This is a genomic window from Burkholderia sp. AU38729, from assembly GCF_020419725.1.
Classification (GTDB): domain Bacteria; phylum Pseudomonadota; class Gammaproteobacteria; order Burkholderiales; family Burkholderiaceae; genus Burkholderia.
Genome location: NZ_JAIZQO010000001.1, coordinates 655,750 through 674,349, shown reverse-complemented (window position 1 = coordinate 674,349; position 18,600 = coordinate 655,750). Strand labels below are relative to the sequence as shown.

The window sequence follows — 18,600 nt, the reverse complement described above, 5'->3', positions numbered from 1 at the left end:
TGTTCGTGGTGTCACAACCAATCTCCCGTTTTGAGCGAGCATGGATAGCGCCGGATCGGACCGCCCACGCCTTCATACAGAACGAGCCGCACCGCAAAATGGAAACTCGCATAGCGGCCTACGAAGCGGCTGAGTACGTTTCCAAACAGCGCAACGTCGCCCGGTCCGGCGAAACCCGCCGGCTCGATACCGACGTTCACATTCACGATGCGGTCGACACGCGCGCCTGCCAGTTCCGTTTCCTCGTCGAGCCAGACGTAATGAATCGCCTCGATACGTCGCCGGTTATCGTCCTGTCGCGTCCAGTCGTACAACGACAGTGCGCCGCGCAGCACGTTCGCGTCCATCATGTTCAGCTCGGTTGTGCCAGCACCATTGAAGTGAGAAATCACGCGCCAGTGATAGTCCCCGCCGCGCGGGGGATACAGCGGCATCGTCGGGGCCGTCAGATTGCGCACGCGTTCGACGCCATTGAAATTCGAAGCAGGCGTGTTGATCATCGATTCACGCAGCGCCATCCGCGGCAAGCGCCCGTTGTTTGCCAACACCCGAACCGTTACGTACGCATCCGGCAAGCTGCCGGGTTCGTCCCAGAGATGCCCGCCTAACGTCACGACCATCTCGCGCCGGCCCGTCACGCCCTGCCGAACCAATGAGTGGTAGTACCGATCCGGCGACTCGTATCGGATCATCCCGCCCCGGTGCCGGAATTCCTTGATCGACTGATAGGTGTATTGCCTGGCGGTGCGTGGATCGTTTGCCACTACCGACAGTACGTCGTACGGCTCGACGTGCTCGCCCGCTGACGCCGGGGCGCACACCGGATAGTCACGGTCGTGTACGTTGGGCCGGATTGCCTGCGCATCCAGTTCGAACAGATTGATCACCGGCGTGCAGAATAGCCGGATGTTGTCCGCGCCGAACGTGACGTCACCAGGTATCCGATCCCGGATCACGATATCGAATTCAAGGCGCGTTTCGCCAGGTGGCACACTGGCCGCGTCGAAACCGCACAAGTCGACGAAGTGAAACTTCTCGGGGAACGCGAAATATTCGAGCATCGTCTGCTCGCGGTCGAGATTGGCGTCGCGCACGTCGAGATCGATCGGCCACAGTCGCGCCTGCGTGCCAAAGCCAGCCGCCTCGATAGACATTGCCGGCCGTGGTTGCAACTGGCCGTCGAGTATGCGCGGCATGCGCACGCCGATCGACTCGACCTGGCGCGTGAAAACGCCGTACAGCGCCGATGCAGTCGGTCGGTCGCCATGCAGGTATAGCCGGATACGCGACAGGTCGTCCAGCAACCGCTGCTCGCGGTGCAGCAAGTCAAACACGAGCCGGATCACCGTACGACCGTCCTCGCGCATGCGCGCGCCCGCATCGCGAACGGAGAGCGGCAGCAGGCGTATCGCCTGAGTGGTTCGATAAACACATATCGTCCCGTCCGGTCCAACCGGCGTCGAACGTACCTGCAACCCCGGCGGCAATGTATCGAGAATTCGCGCCTCGCCGGTGCGCGGCATACACTCGAGGATTGCCAGCGACGGAATCGTGCGGCCGGCATGTGGCCACAGGTGATCGACCAGCGGATCGGTGATTTCCGGTAGCGCGTCGTCGAGCTTCATTCGCAGCCGGCTCGTGAGGAATGCGAAACCCTCGTAAGTCTGCTCCACACTGTCGTGGCGCGCGCCGAGCATCGACATCCCCACGCGGCGCGCGACATGCGGCTGGGATTTCGCAAATTCCCTCCCCGCTTCGCGCAGGTAACGCATCTCCGCATCGAAGTAGCGCAGGTACGGGTCGTCCTCCGCGCTGAAACCGCCTCCTTCAGGCATCGTCGGTTTGTTTTTGTCTTCACTCATGGCTGGAGATCCGGTGGCAGCGGCGGCAGGAGCGGCATCGTCGATGCGACGCCCGCCTTGCCGACGATGAAAATGCGCTCAGGCATGCGGAACCCGCGTAGTTTCAACAGGTCGATCGGCCCGGCACCGACCTGCGTGCGCAACACGTACGACAGCGGCTCGTCGTTCCCGCCATTCCACGTGAGCCGATAGCGCGTGCTATCAAGCTGCTTGATGTCAGCCTTGCTCAGCAGACGCAGGAACGCCCAATCTCCAGTCGAATCGAACGCCTGCCGCAAGCCCGCGTTGAGCGTCTGCCATGTGAGCCCAGCGTGCCCGTTCAGGCCATTGCCGGGCCACGTAAGCGACGTCCAGCGCTCCTGCTGATTGAAATAGACGATCTGCTTGCCGTCGACCGACAATTCCGAGCGCGTCACTTTCGGTGTCGGCAGCGCCATCACTTCGAATTTTTCCCGCGCGTCGCCCTGCAGGTAGAGCTGCGCGCCAATCGTCGACAATTGCCGGAGGGCGCTCAGGAACTTCGGGTCGAACTGCAACGCCTGCGGTGCCAGCTCGTTTGGCGCCCAATGGTCGCCCTCGAGTTTCATCACGCCAGCCAGCTGTGTCGTGACGAAACGCGAAATCGATCCGGTATCGGGCCGCACATAGCGGCCAAGCTCCGCGAAGGACGCATCGGCCTGCGTATCGAAGAATGGATAGCGGCCGTTCATCGCCGCGTTGAACGGCGCGGCAACACTGGCTCGCCACGCGTCATTCAGGCCCGCTGCGGCCGGTTGCAGGATCGTCTGCCACGCGGACTCGAGCGGCTGCGCAAACATCGCATCGCCGAACCCCGCCCACGCCGCCCCCAGGCTCGCGGCCGTGAGCGCCGCGTCATCGCGCGCCTGGGACAATTCCGACAACTTGCCTTGGAACACTGCCTGCGCGAGCGTGCGCGCCATTGCCTGCGCGTCAGGACTGCTCGCGATCTGTTGCAGCTTCAGCCGCATCATCGTGACCGCCGTCAGGTAACGCGACAGGCTCACGCCGCTTAGCGCGATGTTGGCTGGTGCGCTGCCCTTCCCGTTTGCAGCGGCAGGTGACGCATTCGTTTCGCCCATCAGCACCAGCAGTGGTCCAAACGGCTTGTCGAGCGGATAGACGACGGTCGACGCGTCCTCGTCGGTCCCGATCAGATTCTGCGCCTTTCTTACCAGCGTATCGGCCAGCGCCTGTGACGGCCGCCCCGCCTGCGCTTGATATTGCACGGATTTCATCAATGCGATCAACGGCGAAGTCTGTGCATCCGCCAGTCGAGAAAGCTGTTCTATCGCGCCACTGAGATTGGACGTCGGTTGCCACTGCATACTGTTGAGCATGCGCTGCCATGCGGCCGTGTACTCGCCGAAATAGCGTGCCGTCAATCGCTGCTTCAGTTCCTCGCCTGCACGTTTCTCGTCCACGATCGTCGTGGTCTGGATCGCACCGGGCGCGAGCGGGTTACCAGTTGTCTGCCGCGGCTGATTGCCGGTCAGCACCCAATCGCTGCTGAGCTGGCGCTCGCCGGCAGCCTTGTCGATCGCCGTGGCGATCATGCCGTCCCACGCCGCACGCGTATAGATTCCGGGTACTGTCTGCGACGCCACAAACATCCCTCGCGCATCGGCGCCATTCAGGAGCGTTTCAAGCGACACGTCGGCGTATTTGTTCTTGACATCGTCGAGAATGCGCTGATACACCGTGTCGTCAGCCGACGCGAGTCCTATCTGCGTGACCAGCATGTTGCGAGTCGCTGTCACGAGTTGATCGTCCGTCTCAATTCGCCATTGGGGATGCGCTTTCAGGTGATCGGCGTAAAACTCTGCGAGCCGTCGGCCGGTATCGTCACGCTCGCCCAGCGGCATCTCCACGGGGCGCGGCCAAAGTGCCACGAGCAAGCGCTTCAGAAACGCTGAATCGGCCCGCGACGGATCGCCGAGCATCAGGTAGGTCTTGAGCGCGTTGTAGGTGCTGCCCCGCGTGTCCTGCGATTGAAGGCTGTCGGCGCGCGCCTGATCCGCGGCCTGCAGCAGCTTGCCGATCGTTTGCACGACAGGCGTCTGCAGGTTGCGGGTCGCCGCTACCTGATACGGTTGCCAGAGACCGTCAAGGATATCGTCATTACGCGACAAACCCGCCCGCAAGTACCACGGTACGCCATGCTGCTGCCGGTATTCGAGCGTTTCCATCACCTGTTGCAGCGCCAGTTGCGCGCGCCACGCGGCGGCCGTCTGGGGCCGCGCGTCGACCGCCGCGCTCGCTGCTGCCCGCGCATCTCGCATGAGCCGCTGGTTGGCGATGAACGACACGGACATCCATGCGCACCACGCGATGGTCGCAACGATCAAGCACGTCGCCAGCGCGTTCGGCCAGTAGAATCCCACGCGCCGACCAATGCGCCTCCGACTGGCGATTGCGTGCCATGCTGGCAGCAGAGCGGCCGGTTGCGGCGGGAGCTCGATCGGGACGCTCGGAACTGTCGCGCTCCCGTCCACGGTGACCGGCACTGGCGTCGGCATTGCCGCCGTTGTCGCAAATACGGGCGCGAACATCACGCCCGCCAGCGGTGTGCGCAGCCAGGGTGAACCCAGGAGCGTTTGCCAGCTGGCGACGATATCTTCGTGCTGCTTCCCGATGTATTGTGAGATTTCAGCTAGGCAGGTGATGCGTGTAGGCGCTGTACACAGGCGAACACCTGCATCCGCCGTCCCACGCTCGATCTCGGCAAGCTGATCGCGTAATGTCGGCGCCGACCGCCCTCCCTTGTACGCCAGCCCGGGAAATGCACCGATCGGCTCGAACGTATCGGGTCGATCTCCCTGCGTGGGCACTGCGTGCAGGAGCGTGACAGGCGCGGCGCAGCCGATGTCGGTCACAAGCGCGGCGAGTGCACGCGGCAATTCGGTATCGCGATCGTCCGCATGCGTAACCTGCACAATGCTGTCGACCGGCCGCCGGCCCCGCAGCTTACGGATCTGTCGGCGCCATGCGCCAGCCTCGATGCCGTCCGGTGCCACGTGCACGAGAATCGTGTTGCCGACGGGTATCGCACCCGCTCGCTTCAGGCCCGGTGCGACCTGGTCGATCAATGTATCCGCGCCGCTCACCATCAGCCACGGTGATCGGTATCGCCAGAGCCTGCCCCGCGAGGCGCGCAGTTCCTCGGCCACGCGTTGCAGACGGACGTCGAATTTCAACGACTTCTGCGCCTTCGTCGCGTCGCCGATATCCCTGCGAAACGTCCGTCCGGCAATGGTGTATGCACCGATAAAAAACAGGCAAAGATGTACGGCGACGAAGACAATCAGCGCGATGACGATGACGATCACCACTTGCATACGTGCCACACCGGGCGCGAGATCGAACAGGTCGCCCCGGCTCCATACGAGGCCAATTGCGCACGCCGCGACAATCAGCGCGGCAACAACCACGCCCCAGAGTGCGATGCGTCCGGAGGGCGCAGACGCTGCAGCGGGTGCTGCGTCAAGCGATCGCAAGGTCAGTTTCGGATCGGTCATGCTGAGCGTGTCCAGGCAATGAAGAATCCTTCCCGCGTGGACCGGGAAGCACATGAATGACGGCGGACTGCTCACCATCGATGATCAGCTGTGGCGCATCCACAGCACCACATTCGGTAGCGGCTGCGACGGACAGCCATCCGCTCGCACTGCCAAAATCGCCCACGATGTAGGCGAGATCACATTGGGCCTCGCTGTTCGCAAGTACCTCAAGGTTCGCGATGCGCAGCCCCTGATTGCAACGCTTGACGGCACGGGTGACCCAGGCACGCGTCACGGCAGTGACATCTGATTTGCCCCAGATCACGGCATTAGCGAAACCGTATTCGATTTCGTCGGCGTTGCCCTCGACGGGGCGATGCAGGGTCGCCAATGCGTGTACACCTTCGGGTAGAGCATAAAAGCCGGCGTCGAGCAGCATCGCGACGCATCCCTCCGTGCTGCCGTTCGGTGGCCGCGCCTCGTGCCATGCCGTTGCGATCACGAGCAGCGGGCATGCGTCGCGGGTGTCGAGCCATGCGTCCGCGATCAGTAAACCGTGCGCAGCCGGTACGACTGACACCTCGAGCAGCGGCAAACCGGCCAACTGCAACGCGTCGTGCATTTCCTGCTCGCGCAAAGCTTCGTCGCCGGGTTCGGCCAGTACACGCACTTTGGGCCAGTAGGCGGCTTCGTAGTGCGTGAGCACGTGGAGGCTCCCAGCAAGCGGTTCGAGCGCTTCGGCGATCCTGAGTGTGAGTTGGGTAACGGGTCGCTTTGGAGGCGTATCCGCTACGGCGTCGCTCCCCTCGGTCGGGTCGGCCACGTCGGCTTCGTCGGATAGTTCCAACGGGTCGTCAAAGCGGCAATGCTCAACGACACCCGCGCCCAAACGGGGCTGCTGCTGTCGCGGCAAACGCACCCCCGCATCGATCGCCTGTGCAAGCGTCTGGTCGTTCAAGGGCAAGCAATAGCCGACGCCCAGCACCCGAAGCGGCTGCTGCGCGACACGGATGCGCTCCGCCAGCCATCGGTCGCGATAGAGGTTGCGGTGGTATGCGCGGTACCACATAGCCTCATAGCGAGCGCGCTCGATCGCGAACAGAAAGCCGAAAAAGCCGTTCGGGATACCGACAACGCAGATCCAGAACCATGGGCCGCCCGCCCGCTCACCCTTTGGCCAAATCAGCAGAGTGGTGGCCGCTCCGAGCACCGCGCAGGCCAACCAGACGCAGAACCACCACGGCCAGAAGCGCGGGCGACTCGGATAGGCGTTCGGGAGCCCCGCCTGAGAGAGGTCGACGGGCATTATTCGAAGTGGACGTTCGGCAGCGACGAGATCAACCGACAACCGCATGCGCAGCGATGGCCGTCCAGCGCGAATGGCTTGTTGTCGCGATCGGGAAACTTGTTGGCGCCTTCGTCGATAAAGGTTGGGCCATGCAGATTGCAAGTCGCCTCATCGCCCTTGCGGGCAAGCGGCATACCCATGAATGTCGTCCATGGTGAGCCACCGGTGACTTCGCCGCCGTGTTCGAGTTTGTCGCCTTGTCGGATGGGTGATTTTCTATTCATGTCGCCACTTAAATTAGGTTGCCCCTCATCATTCAACTGACAATCGTGTGATACATCTTTTTGGGATATTTTTGTCCCAGTAAGTGCTGGTTAGGAGATGACTCTTTCCATCCACTTTGAGGTTGACAAATTCATCCCCACACGACGGAAATCTCTCCACAAAATCAGATGACGACGGGGAAAATGTGAAAATTCTTGCAATTTCGTACACCCCCATTCCATCGTCCATATACGACACCAAAAAACCGAGTCGCCCGCTAAAATCATAGCTCCCGACTTCGAGGCTCAATGGTTTATCCGTATCGAAACTTACCTCCCCTCGCCTAACCACATTCCCCCCAGTTAATTTCCAAACCAAATTCCTGCCATCAATACTGATCACGGCCACTTCACCTGGATATGGAGAGAGAGTTTTATATATATCTGCCGCATACAAGAAAGGTGATGTCGCAAGCATCATCACAGCCACGAAGCCTCTGACAGCCCTCATAAACCACTCCGATCTATGCACTTTTTAAATTCATCTTTAGAAGCGAAAGAATCAGTTGAAATTAGATCAACAACATCAACCCCATCGCCCGAAGCATTCACTATCAGCATGGGGCACATCTCCTCTCGCAGCGCGCACCTCACAACCATCGACGATTTATTCATCGAAAAAATCCTTCAATCCAAAAAAATCCGTCACAAAAAAATCGTCGACAGTCAAGAAACAATAAAATGCACATCAAGCCCCACCTAAACTCACACCTTCGACTATCTATACACTTTTATCGATCTAATAATGGAATTTATCACCCCAATCTTCCTCACCGCCTGCTTGCTTATATTTCCATCAGAAGTGGGCGGCTGATCAACAATAGAAAAGACGAAGACTGTCGGATTCATATTGACATCCCCCTCGAAAACTAACGCAGCAACATAGCAAGTTGCTGGGCGCTCCCTACCCTCCGAACCACCCTTACAGAGCACATTGACAACCTCATATGCAATGAAATCTCCAATTCTTTTCTTATTCGTTGGATAAAGAAAGCTATACCCACCCTCCGAATACACAAAGGCTTCATCTGCCAACAAAGGAACTTGTCTTACGTGCCCCAGAGAGAGAGAGAGAGAGAGAGAGATCTTTATATTTAAAAAATCCATTATTCCCAGCAGCACCATCAGCAGACTTGCCATATGAACATATGGTTGCAATTACATTCAACCGACTCACATCCACACACACGGCGCCATCCGGATTGACTTGCTTGTTCTTATAAATTGGCAAATCCATCTTGACCCCATTTTCGAATACAACAGTCCTTGCATGCAGAGGCAATCCAACCCAAAGCAACCCAAGAAATAGCACAATTCCGATAATATTCACATTATTCATTTCATGGATATCAACACTTTCACAATCCTCTGAGTGCGTGCAACTCTTTCACTCAGCCCCTTCAAGCTTCTTGCTCTTCGCACCGGACTCTAGGCGCATGCCACTATGCCAGCGTCGATTACTTGTCTGCCACATCCAACATCGGATAGATTCTCCTCAGTGTGTGACGCAAAACCAGCCACGTGCCAAATGGTGGTTAGTGATCAACGATGACGTTGGCGCAATACAATCAACCTTACGGACCAGAATCATTTTGCGCGCACCTGGGAAGCTGGATATTTTCTCTCAAGCACCTTTCGAATAGATTCAGCATTCTTATATCCCGCACGCGTTGATCGCCCATCGCGAAAATCACACTCACATTGATCCAAGAAAGGTGCACTGGCATCACTTTGCAGTCCAGCAAAAACTACTCCCGTTCGAGGATCGCCAGTCAGCTTGTAGACATAGCCGTCGTAATAGTCCCCTCCGTAATCATAATGATTAAGAGGAGTACGCACCAAAACAACAATCTCCTTATTTTTTCTATCGCAATCGGCATTCACAAAAAATACACTAGAAATTTCTGGAACCCCGTCATCCTTCACATAACGATCAAATAACACGTCATGCAAAACTTGATTTTCATCAAAAAATATCAGATGAGCGTCAAGCATGTACGGCCTCCCACCTTTAGAATAACCAGGCACATCAGATGTATTGATCATGAAATAAATATACACCCCCTTCATCGCAGGACCAGCGTCGATAATAGGTGATTGCAATTTATGACCTTCGTCAGCGCGAGAATTTATTGCGTCTACAATGACAACCGGAGCATCGGCCGCGTGTGATCGAGACACAGAAAGCAGAAAAAGTAATGCTATCGCGACACCGAATACATTAGGACGTTGATTACCCACAACAATGAACCCTCGCGAAATTCAACTCCATAAGACCTCTCGGCACAAAGAGAAACTCGAGTATTTCCAAGAATCCTTATTTTAAAATTAACGCAAACAATAATTACCGACAAATTGACGTCTCAAGGCTCTTTTCACTGGAAAATTTGATACATCATTAAGTATAATGAGAGAACCACTGGCATGCGGACAATCCACCTGCACCTCCTATCAAGCGAAAGCACGCCTCGACATCAAGATCGCGCACCCTTGTCAACTTTCTTGTCAATGCGAGTCTCAATCCAGAAGTAGCCAGTCGAATCTGCAGCCACTTCACATCGCTTTGAAATAGAAAAATACTTGATTCCCGGGCCAAAATTAATCCCCCCCACATTTCTGAGTCGCAAAATTAGGAGTATAGGTTGGATCATAAAACGTCGATTTTCGCTTGATTAGATCGATAACGTCTATCCCAAGCCTACTATCAACAACCACAAACCGCCGGTTATTACTGAATAAAACGCCGTAAACTCTACTCCCATACTCCTCTCTTCGAACAAGAGTTGCAGAAGGAACCCTTAAAATGGAAAGAAGAGTTCTTTGAGGATTCCTCCTACTTACCTTTTTAGGAAATCCATAAACCATTAATAGCGAGTCGTCAATACTGAACACTCCGCCATCAACTTCATGATCGATCTTTGACTTGCCCACTACTTTACCCGCACGCTCAATAACGATCGACCCATGACTGCTTTTTGCAGAAAATAAAGCATCGCACGACTTAATCATGGTTTCTGCTGTCGCGTTCGCAGCCAACATCATTACCGAAACGGCAAAAACATATCGTCTCACACCCATTCCCCCAGCACTTTGCTTGCCTCAAGAGTTTCCCGCCAACGCTCTGGCGGACTTTCCTTGTCAAAAGGGTTGACAATTTTTGAAACTGCCGCCGACACCTTCTCCGTAACGCCACCGTCGGAAGCCTTCGTGACAAGATACCTGACGCAAAATAATCCGGCCGTGTCGACGGCCGCATAAGCGTCATCCCCAACGAATTCTGGATTTATAATTTCAGGGCCAGGAAGAAAATTGCCATTAATCTTTTTCTTGAACCAAGCATGGTCGTAAGAGTTTGATTTGAGCCACCCTCGATAAACCCAATACTCGGAATAATTATACCTACCTGTAAGTTGCTTAAATCCTCTGCCGCGGAACTTCACACCGTCTCCGGCGTCCGTGTTACCAAGGGACAGCTTCCCCTCGTAGCGCAAGAAGCTTTTGACATCTGCCGCCGCGGCTGGAGGAGAACGTAGATAACCACGCTCTTCCGGCATGACGGAGATGTGATTTTTTTTAATAGCGATTCCGACCGATATCGAACTTTCCCTTGGTGCCATCATATAAAATGACTCAATCGCACATTGGCCGAAAAAATGTGAACATCTAATCGAATTGCTCAATCCATACTTTCTGATTACGACATTGATGTTGGCTCGATATTTCTCTTTGTATTCTTTCCCAGTCTTCCCAACGGCCCGGTATTTTGATTCGGGGTAGATTTGGGAGAGATCGGCTTCCGAAAGCCACCCACTTCTTCTGAAATGCCGAATAAACGCAAGCGGGTGAAAAAACCACAGCTCCAGCCCCTCCGGCAGCCCCGTTCTGTCCCAGAACTGAACTTTATTCAGGTACTCCAGGAATTTCTGGTAACCCGTCTCATTACCGTGGTAGAAGCCATCCTCATCGAGCAATCTCGCATAGCGCGCCTCGTTGTTCGTGCTGTCCCATTCACTCGGCGCGTTGCAGACAAGGCTGCGTAACTGCTGTCGTATCTCGGCGTCACGATTTACATAGGCCGACAGCACTCTCGCCTTGTGATCTTCCTGTGTTTCTCCCGCCACCGCGGGTACTTCATGCGGAGCGGCATCGTTCAGTATTGTCTTCAGTGCATCCACATCGCACAGTCCATCGCTACCGAACGGTGTATTGTCTTCGCTGATCTTCTGCCAACCCACTGGAGACAGGAAGTCCGCATCGGAAAACTTCTGAATACTTGGATCATTAATATCGATGTAGCCCGCCTTGTCTGCCGCCCAATTGATCCGCATCCACGTCGCTCGCGCATCTTCCGCCAATGTTTGAGACGGAGACAGGATGCGACCGAAACGCAGCAGTTCGTATCCGTCGCTCGGACACGATGAATAAAGCGCCGTCGCACGCTTGTACAGGTCGTACTCGTAGTCCTTTTCCTCGACGGGTTGCGGCGTGAGCAGTGTGCGGCTGCCGTCTTGCGCAACGCTCCATGCCCTGGTGTATTTCGAGCCGAGGCTGAAGTAGGTCTCGACAAGCAACGGTAATGTGTTCGAGCCCTCGTGACCCGGCTTGAACTCAATCCCGTGCAGTTTGCTTCGAGCATCGGCCTTCTCAGGCAAACGACGAAAGTTGCTGCCTGCCGGAATGATGAAATACGCGTGCCCCCACCAGTCTGTTCCATCCGGCGGGGTGGGCGTGCTGTTCCCCAGTTGCGTGCTCCCGAAATAGGCATCGAAATCCTCCGGCAGCATGAAAATTTCGAAGTGCAAATGCGGCATATCCTCATATGTGCCAAGCCACCCCACCACGTCCTTGCGCCTGACCTTCTTACCGTCCCCGGAGGCCGCCGGCGCCACCGCCCCCATGTCCACCAAACCAGTCGGCATGCGCAGGAACTCCGGCATCGCCTCGGCATTCGCCCCGTGCTCCTGATACTCCGCCAGCGGCAGGAGATGCATGTACAGCGAATAGAAGGTCAGCGTACGACCTTCACCCGTCTCGGTCGAATGCTTCAGCAACACAAATCCCGCATGGCTTTTTCCGCTGTCAACGGCATGCTGACAGACGCGATAGGCAACGACTTCCCCGTCGGCAATCGCGTGCACCTTGCCCTTCGTATCGGGTTGAAGATGCACGCCACAATGCCAGCGCCGATCGTGGGCGATCGGATAGACGCCGTGATCGCATTCGAACTTGTCAACAGCGTCCATCATCGGATCGGGGTTCGCTCCGGTCGGGGCCGCGAAACCGGCTTTGGGAAGAAATGGTGGGCTGATAATCATGATCGTTACCGTGTGTGGCTGTATTTGTCGCTGGGCTGGTAGTCGCTCACCGGCAGTTGCGGCAAGCTGATGGACGTATTGCGTGGCCCTTCGAACGTGAACGAGGCAGCCCTGATACGAAACTCACCCGGACAGTTGAATACGACATTGCCTTTCTCGATGGTCATCGACGCGCCGCCGCTGGCCACCATCGCCCCAGTCTTGGCGCTCACGAGCACATTCGCGCTGGCGCTCGACACATGCAATTGCTCGTCGGCGAAGAGATCCATCGACGCGCGTTGCGCCTGCAGTTCGATTTTCCCTTTCGAAAAAATCTTGATACCGAGCTTGTGCGCGCACAGCGAGATCAGGTCACCCGCCACCATGCGCAGCCGCCTGACGACACTCACGTCCAGGTTCTGACCTGCGGTGACGATCACGTTCTCGCCCGCCGAGTGCTGCACCGATTTCGGTGTCACGAATGCCATGCCGCCCGGTGCACTCGCGAGCAACCCCGCGTCGCGGAGCTGATTCAGGCCGTCCAACAGCGCCGCCTGCGTCGCGCGGTCCGCAGGATCGGCCTTGACCTGCGTCGCCGCAGCCGCAAGGTCCGTTACACGCTGCAATGCAGCCTTGAGTTGCGCGACAGCAGCGGGCATATCGAGGTGCGGCTTCCCGGACCCGCCTGCTGCATCTGCCGAGACGAACAACCCCTTCGGCGCACGCAGCGTGCCCCAGTCCTGCGTGGTCAGCTCGAAGCCCTCGCCGCGCTTGTTCTTCTCACTGTCGACGAGACAACCCATGTTGAGCGACGACTGCCCGAACACCGTCGCCAGGCGGATGCCCTCGTGGTCTTTCAAATCCTCGAAACGCAGCTTGTTGCCGAGCAGCGGGGAGCGGAACACAGCGCGGCTGTACCAGCCCTCCTTGCCATGCACGAGGTCCCGATGCGCATAGTCATGCAGGGCCCCAGCGATAAGCAGGCGATCGCAATTTCCGTGCGTCGCGACGACGCGTACTTCCGACCGCGGCAGCAGAGGGATGTGCAGGCCGCCTTGATACGACGCAGACGTACGCAGCAGGCGCAACGGCATGCTGTTCGTGCCGCGCTTGCCGCTGTGCCGGGTGAACAGGAGCCTGACGCGATAGCGGCCGTATTCATCCATCCACGCGTACGGCTCGTCGTCGCCGGATTCGACCACGCCGATCAGCATGCCGGTGACCCATCGCCAGTGCTTTTCCGGAACATATTCCGGCCGATAGGTCTGGTGCGCGGGAATCGCTTCGAAGGTGTTGATCACCGACTGGCTGCGGCTGCCGGTCGTGACGAGCTTCGTGATCACCATCCCGTGCGGCGCCTCCGGCACCACGTCATTGGCAATCCGCACCACCATGCCGGGCGTCATGCCAATGACGTTGCTCGTACCCGCTAGCCGCATCTGCCGCGTGAGCAGTTCGTCACGCCGCGCGTCGGCCAGCGCCTGCCCTTCTTCGACCGAGTGGAAATGCTCGATGCTGCGGTTCACGCTCCCATACACCGAGCGGTCGTCGTGGGCCACGACCGCCTCGACCTGTAGCGGATCGTCGGGTATGCGGTAGTTGTGATCCCATTCGCGCACCTTCTGCGGCACCAGCGCACGCGCGACTTCCAGCGTCAGAATCGCCTCGTGCCAGCTCACCAGGCCGGAATGCGGCAGCAATGGCACCTCGAGCGCTCGCATGTAGCCGCGCGGCGTATTGCTGAACACCAACGTATCGCGTTGCGGGCCGTCCTCCTTCCTGGCCTGTTTGAAGTAGTAGTAGACGCCCGCGCGCCGGCAATGCCGGTCGATAAAGTTCGCGACCGTCTCCTCGTACATCACGGTTTGTTCCAACTTCCCGTCGAGCCCCTCGAGTTCGAACTCGACATCGAAGGATTGGAACAAACTGCGATCGACGATCACGTCGCCCAGCAGCTCGTGCAACGACCTGTCCAGAAATACGGCCGAATCGTGCACCTCTTCAAGCAGCGAGAGACGCGGCTTCAGATGCAATCGATAGGTCGCCTCGTCGCGCGACGCGTTGACTCGAGTCCATTGCGTGACAACGCCGTGCACGGTACGCGCCGCATGCTGAACCGGAGCGATCATCCCCGCCATCGACGGAACGGACGCGCGTTCCTCGATCGTGAAAATCGCCGGCCGGCCGACGATCGCCGCACCGTCGATCCGTTTGTCCTTCGACGTCACGGTGATGTCCGCGAGGAATCGCGTATTCATCTCCTCGGTCAGGACGAAGGACACAACGGAGATCGGTGCATCCAGCGTCGCGATCTCCAGGTGCAGCGGTTGGGTAACGACCGAACCCGGGTGTTTCAGCACATCCTGAATGGTAAGCATGGCTGCTGTTGAACGAGAGGTTGTACACCGGCACGCTCGTCCATTCATGCATTCGGGGACGCCGTGCCACTACGCTCTCGTCAGTGAAGCATAGGCTCATGGAAATGAACACACACTGCCCCAGACCTGATAAGCCGTTATCTTTTACGATATTCAAAAAGAAAAGCGTCGCATTTTATTAAATTAGTTTTTATATTTATCGACCTGTAACATCTCGACACCTTCCCGCTCATGGCCCCGACAGAGCCGAGTCCTCGGTGAAGCAACGGCCCCGCAAGCCTCACTTCCTCGGAGGTACGCGGCAGTCACCCTCCAGCGCCATTCCCCATCAGAGAAAATCAATCTTTCAAAAAATTCGAGTTAGTGAGCACTCGACAATCATTCAATAAATCATCCTCGCAATCCACACCACCATACGACAACGAACGATTATCCCCGCGAATAATCGAATCGAACAATGTAGAAAATTGTCACGCGATAGTTGTGATTCGAACTTGCCATTTTTGATATGGCTAATCGAGGCCGTCAGACCGGCAGTGCGGTCAGAGAGTGGCATGGCAGGGGGTTGCACTCATGCCAGAATGACGCCCGGATTCGTCGCCGATCTGGTCGGCTCGCTCCTTCGTCGGCAGGCCGGAACCGTCACGGTCAAGCCCGTCGGCAACCCTGCCCGGCTATGCAGCAGGCTACGACGTGGGTGCGACATCGATAACGGACGGATGTCGCACCGCATGAATCAACTTCCAGACTTCACGACTCGACATCCTCGAGACTGAACACCTCCGTCTTGTCGTTGTACGAGAACACTTCCCCGTAACGGCCCCAGTCGATCACCGCATCGAGCGTTTCCTCGGCCGCTTCGTCCGACAGGAAATCCTCCAGCTCCTGCTCGAAGCGCACGCGCGGCGCCCGATGGCCCGGGCGCTCGTTCAACACCTTCCGAATCCGCGCAGCAAGCGGCACGTGCTTCAGCAGATGATCCGCGAACATCAGCTTGCGTTCCTGCGTGCCGAATTCCGCGAACACGCGGGCAGGCGGCGTGAGGAACACGTCCCCTTCCCGCACGTCCGCAAAACCGAGGTGCTGCAGCACTTCGGCGATCGGGAACAGTTCGTCGACTTCCAGATGCAGCGTACGCGCGATTTCCGGCATGTCCGCGCGGCCATGGTACGGCGCCATCGCGAGCGTCTCGATCAGGCCGGCCATCAGGTTGGTCGACACGCGCGGCATCCAGCTGCCGAGCTCCAGCCCCTTCTTCGTCGCCTCGCCGGTCTGGCGGGCCGTCATCTTCGCGTAGATGTCGTCGACGAGCTTGCGGAAATCGGTGTCGAGCCGGTTGCGCGGATGCTTGAACGGTACCTTGATCTCGGCGATCACACGGCCCGGGTTCGACGACAGCACGAGGATCCGGTCGCACATGAACACCGCTTCCTCGATGTTGTGCGTGACGATCAGCACCGACTTGATCGGCATGCGGCCTTGCGTCCACAGATCGAGCAGGTCGGTACGCAGCGTCTCGGCCGTCAGCACGTCGAGCGCGGAGAACGGCTCGTCCATCAGCAGGATCGTCGGATCGACGACGAGCGCGCGCGCAAAGCCCACGCGCTGGCGCATGCCGCCCGACAGCTCGCGCGGGTATGCGTTCTCGAAGCCGTCGAGACCGATCAGGTCGATCGCGGCCAGCGCACGCTCGCGCCGCTCGCGTGCGCCGACGCCGAGCGCCTCGAGGCCGGCTTCCACGTTCTGCAGCACGGTGAGCCACGGGAACAGCGCGAAGGTCTGGAACACCATCGCGACGCCTTCGGCCGGGCCGCGCAGCGGCTGGCCGAGATAGGTCACCTCGCCGCCGGTCGGCTCGATCAGCCCGGCGATGATGCGCAGCAGCGTCGACTTGCCCGAGCCGGAACGGCCGAGCAGCCCGACGATCTCGCCTTCGCGCAGCGACAGGTTCGCATCGTCGAGCACGAGCAATTCGCCCTGCGACTTGTTGAAGCCGCGGTTCACGTGCTCGACGCGCAGGATTTCGTCACCGAGGCGCGGCGGCTGCAGCGGCTGGGACGTCTTGGCGGGGGCGTTGATAACGGTCGAATTTTGCATCGCGCTTACTCTCAATCGAGACGGAGCCGGGATTCCGCATAGGCGTACATCGGACGCCACAACAGACGGTTGAACAGGGTAACGAACAGGGACATCACGGCGATGCCCAGGATGATCTTCGGGAAATCGCCGGCGGCGGTGGTCTGCGCGATGTACGCGCCGAGGCCGTGCGCGACGACCTTCGTGTCGCCCCACTGCACGAACTCGGACACGATGCTCGCGTTCCACGCGCCGCCCGATGCGGTGATGGCGCCCGTCACGTAGTACGGGAAGATGCCGGGCAGGGTCGCTTGCCGCCACCACTGCCAGCCGCGGATGCGGAAATTCTTCGTCGCTTCCTTGTAGTCGTTCGGATAGGACATCGCGCCGGCGATCACGTTGAACAGGATGTACCACTGCGTGCCGAGCACGATCAGCGGCGACAGCCAGATGTCCGCGTTCAGGTGGAAGTGGACGATCACGATCACGAACACCGGGAACAGCAGGTTCGCCGGGAACGCCGCGAGGAACTGCGCGAGCGGCTGGATCTTCTCCGCCAGCGCGGGGCGCAGGCCGATCAGCACGCCGAGCGGCACCCAGATCACCGACGCGATCGCGATCAGCACCAGCACGCGCAGCAGCGTGATGAGACCGAGCACGAGCACGTGTCCGACTTCAGCCATCGTCACGCCGGTCGCGACGAACGTGACGACGCGCCATACGATGTACGCCGTCAGCAGGATCACGAACGCGCCCCACACGATGTCGCCGATGCGCGACGCGCCGCGCGACGATGCGCCGCGTGCACGCGTGCTTTTCAGCGCCGGAAAGCGCAGCGGAATCCGCGCGGCCTGCGACAGCAGCCAGCCGGCCGGCACGAGCAGCTGATGGATCAGGTGCGTGCGGCGCATCATGTCGAGCAGCCAGGATTGCGGTGCGTCGCCGGAGGCCGTGTTTTCCATCCGGAACTTGTCGGCCCACGCGACCAGCGGGCGGAACAGGAACTGGTCATAGGCGAGGATCACGACCGACATCGCGACGATCACCCAGCCCACCGCGCCGAGATTCTTGTCGGAGATCGCCTGCGCGAGATAGGCGCCGATGCCCGGCAGCGTGATGGTCTGGTTGCCGACGGTGATCGCCTCCGATGCGACGACGAAGAACCAGCCGCCCGACATCGACATCATCATGTTCCAGATCAGCCCCGGCATCGAGAACGGCACCTCGAGCTTCCAGAAGCGTTGCCACGGCGTCAGGTGAAAACCGCGCGACACTTCGCTCAGGTCGCGCGGCACCGTGCGCAGCGACTGGTAGAAGCTGAACGTCATGTTCCACGCCTGGCTCGTGAAGATCGCGAAGATCGCGGCCAGCTCCGCACCGAGCACGCGGCCCGGAAACAGCGCGAGGAAGAACGTGACGGTAAACGAGATGTAGCCGAGCACCGGCACCGACTGCAGGATGTCGAGGATCGGGATCAGCACCATGCCCGCACGGCGGCTTTTCGCGGCGAGCGTGCCGTAGACGAGCGTGAACACGAGCGATGCAACCATCGCGGCAAGCATCCGCAGCGTGGTGCGCAACGCGTATTCGGGCAGGTTCGACGGATCGAGCGAGATCTTCTGCGTCTGCAGCACGCCGATCGGCGCCATCGTCTGGTGGAAGCCGACGATCGCCATCGCGAGTATGCCGATGATCAGCGGAAACGCGACCACGTCCCAGCGGTTGGGCAGCACGCGCCACGCGGACGCGTTGGCGGTGCGATTCGGATCGAAGAAACTGATATCCATCGGTAGCGTCTTGTGTTGAATTGAAAATCGATGGGTCCGGCCGCGTGTCGCGCGGCCGGGCGTCGCGCCCCGGC

The 18,600-nt window shown here is 58.7% G+C and carries 12 protein-coding genes; all 12 read right to left on the bottom strand.

The features are described 5' to 3' along the window. Window positions 1-11: 11 nt before the first annotated feature. The 12 genes from tssF to LGM56_RS02905 all read right to left on the bottom strand — a co-directional run bounded on the left by tssF (window position 12) and on the right by LGM56_RS02905 (window position 18,526). Entirely contained in the window at window positions 12-1,862 is a 1,851-nt protein-coding gene (gene tssF, locus LGM56_RS02960) for a type VI secretion system baseplate subunit TssF (protein WP_226202729.1), read from the bottom strand. Beyond that, window positions 1,859-5,398 carry an ImcF-related family protein gene (locus tag LGM56_RS02955; RefSeq protein WP_226202727.1) on the bottom strand — a complete coding sequence of 1,180 codons (3,540 nt, stop codon included), beginning with the start codon at window positions 5,396-5,398 and terminating at the stop codon, window positions 1,859-1,861. The genes tssF and LGM56_RS02955 overlap by 4 nt, the downstream gene beginning before the upstream one ends. Then, complete coding sequence (locus LGM56_RS02950) at window positions 5,364-6,686, bottom strand: hypothetical protein (RefSeq protein ID WP_226202725.1); 1,323 nt, start codon at window positions 6,684-6,686, stop codon at window positions 5,364-5,366. Before LGM56_RS02950 ends, LGM56_RS02955 begins: the two co-directional genes overlap by 35 nt. Then, on the bottom strand, window positions 6,686-6,952 hold the full coding sequence (locus tag LGM56_RS02945; protein ID WP_175842382.1) for a PAAR domain-containing protein: 267 nt from the start codon (window positions 6,950-6,952) through the stop codon (window positions 6,686-6,688). The genes LGM56_RS02950 and LGM56_RS02945 overlap by 1 nt, the downstream gene beginning before the upstream one ends. Window positions 6,953-6,980: 28 nt before the next feature. Further along, the gene (locus LGM56_RS02940) at window positions 6,981-7,442 is read right to left on the bottom strand and encodes a hypothetical protein (protein WP_226202723.1); all 462 of its coding nucleotides are present in this window, start codon (window positions 7,440-7,442) and stop codon (window positions 6,981-6,983) included. A gap of 266 nt (window positions 7,443-7,708) precedes the next feature. Further along, window positions 7,709-8,131 carry a hypothetical protein gene (locus LGM56_RS02935; RefSeq protein WP_226202721.1) on the bottom strand — a complete coding sequence of 141 codons (423 nt, stop codon included), beginning with the start codon at window positions 8,129-8,131 and terminating at the stop codon, window positions 7,709-7,711. 447 nt (window positions 8,132-8,578) lie between these two features. Next, the gene (locus LGM56_RS02930) at window positions 8,579-8,986 is read right to left on the bottom strand and encodes a hypothetical protein (protein WP_226202719.1); all 408 of its coding nucleotides are present in this window, start codon (window positions 8,984-8,986) and stop codon (window positions 8,579-8,581) included. A gap of 603 nt (window positions 8,987-9,589) precedes the next feature. Next, on the bottom strand, window positions 9,590-10,063 hold the full coding sequence (locus tag LGM56_RS02925) for a hypothetical protein (RefSeq protein WP_226202718.1): 474 nt from the start codon (window positions 10,061-10,063) through the stop codon (window positions 9,590-9,592). Continuing rightward, window positions 10,060-12,306 carry a M23 family metallopeptidase gene (locus LGM56_RS02920; RefSeq protein WP_226202716.1) on the bottom strand — a complete coding sequence of 749 codons (2,247 nt, stop codon included), beginning with the start codon at window positions 12,304-12,306 and terminating at the stop codon, window positions 10,060-10,062. Before LGM56_RS02920 ends, LGM56_RS02925 begins: the two co-directional genes overlap by 4 nt. A 5-nt stretch (window positions 12,307-12,311) precedes the next feature. After that, window positions 12,312-14,663, bottom strand: a complete 2,352-nt coding sequence (locus LGM56_RS02915; RefSeq protein WP_226202714.1) for a type VI secretion system Vgr family protein — start codon at window positions 14,661-14,663, stop codon at window positions 12,312-12,314. Between the two features lie 750 nt (window positions 14,664-15,413). Next, a complete protein-coding gene (locus tag LGM56_RS02910) occupies window positions 15,414-16,760 on the bottom strand; it encodes an AAA-associated domain-containing protein (protein WP_089442051.1) in 1,347 nt (448 codons plus the stop codon). An 11-nt stretch (window positions 16,761-16,771) separates the two neighbouring features. Beyond that, window positions 16,772-18,526 carry an ABC transporter permease gene (locus tag LGM56_RS02905; RefSeq protein WP_226202712.1) on the bottom strand — a complete coding sequence of 585 codons (1,755 nt, stop codon included), beginning with the start codon at window positions 18,524-18,526 and terminating at the stop codon, window positions 16,772-16,774. Window positions 18,527-18,600: the final 74 nt, after the last annotated feature.

Coding starts and splice junctions, on each gene's coding strand:
- LGM56_RS02905 (WP_226202712.1), bottom strand. CDS start 18,526: ATGGATATCAGTTTCTTCGATCCGAATCGCACCGCCAACGCGTCCGCG.
- LGM56_RS02915 (WP_226202714.1), bottom strand. CDS start 14,663: ATGCTTACCATTCAGGATGTGCTGAAACACCCGGGTTCGGTCGTTACC.
- tssF (WP_226202729.1), bottom strand. CDS start 1,862: ATGAGTGAAGACAAAAACAAACCGACGATGCCTGAAGGAGGCGGTTTC.
- LGM56_RS02935 (WP_226202721.1), bottom strand. CDS start 8,131: ATGGCAAGTCTGCTGATGGTGCTGCTGGGAATAATGGATTTTTTAAAT.
- LGM56_RS02910 (WP_089442051.1), bottom strand. CDS start 16,760: ATGCAAAATTCGACCGTTATCAACGCCCCCGCCAAGACGTCCCAGCCG.
- LGM56_RS02920 (WP_226202716.1), bottom strand. CDS start 12,306: ATGATTATCAGCCCACCATTTCTTCCCAAAGCCGGTTTCGCGGCCCCG.
- LGM56_RS02945 (WP_175842382.1), bottom strand. CDS start 6,952: ATGAATAGAAAATCACCCATCCGACAAGGCGACAAACTCGAACACGGC.
- LGM56_RS02950 (WP_226202725.1), bottom strand. CDS start 6,686: ATGCCCGTCGACCTCTCTCAGGCGGGGCTCCCGAACGCCTATCCGAGT.
- LGM56_RS02940 (WP_226202723.1), bottom strand. CDS start 7,442: ATGAGGGCTGTCAGAGGCTTCGTGGCTGTGATGATGCTTGCGACATCA.
- LGM56_RS02930 (WP_226202719.1), bottom strand. CDS start 8,986: ATGCTTGACGCTCATCTGATATTTTTTGATGAAAATCAAGTTTTGCAT.
- LGM56_RS02955 (WP_226202727.1), bottom strand. CDS start 5,398: ATGACCGATCCGAAACTGACCTTGCGATCGCTTGACGCAGCACCCGCT.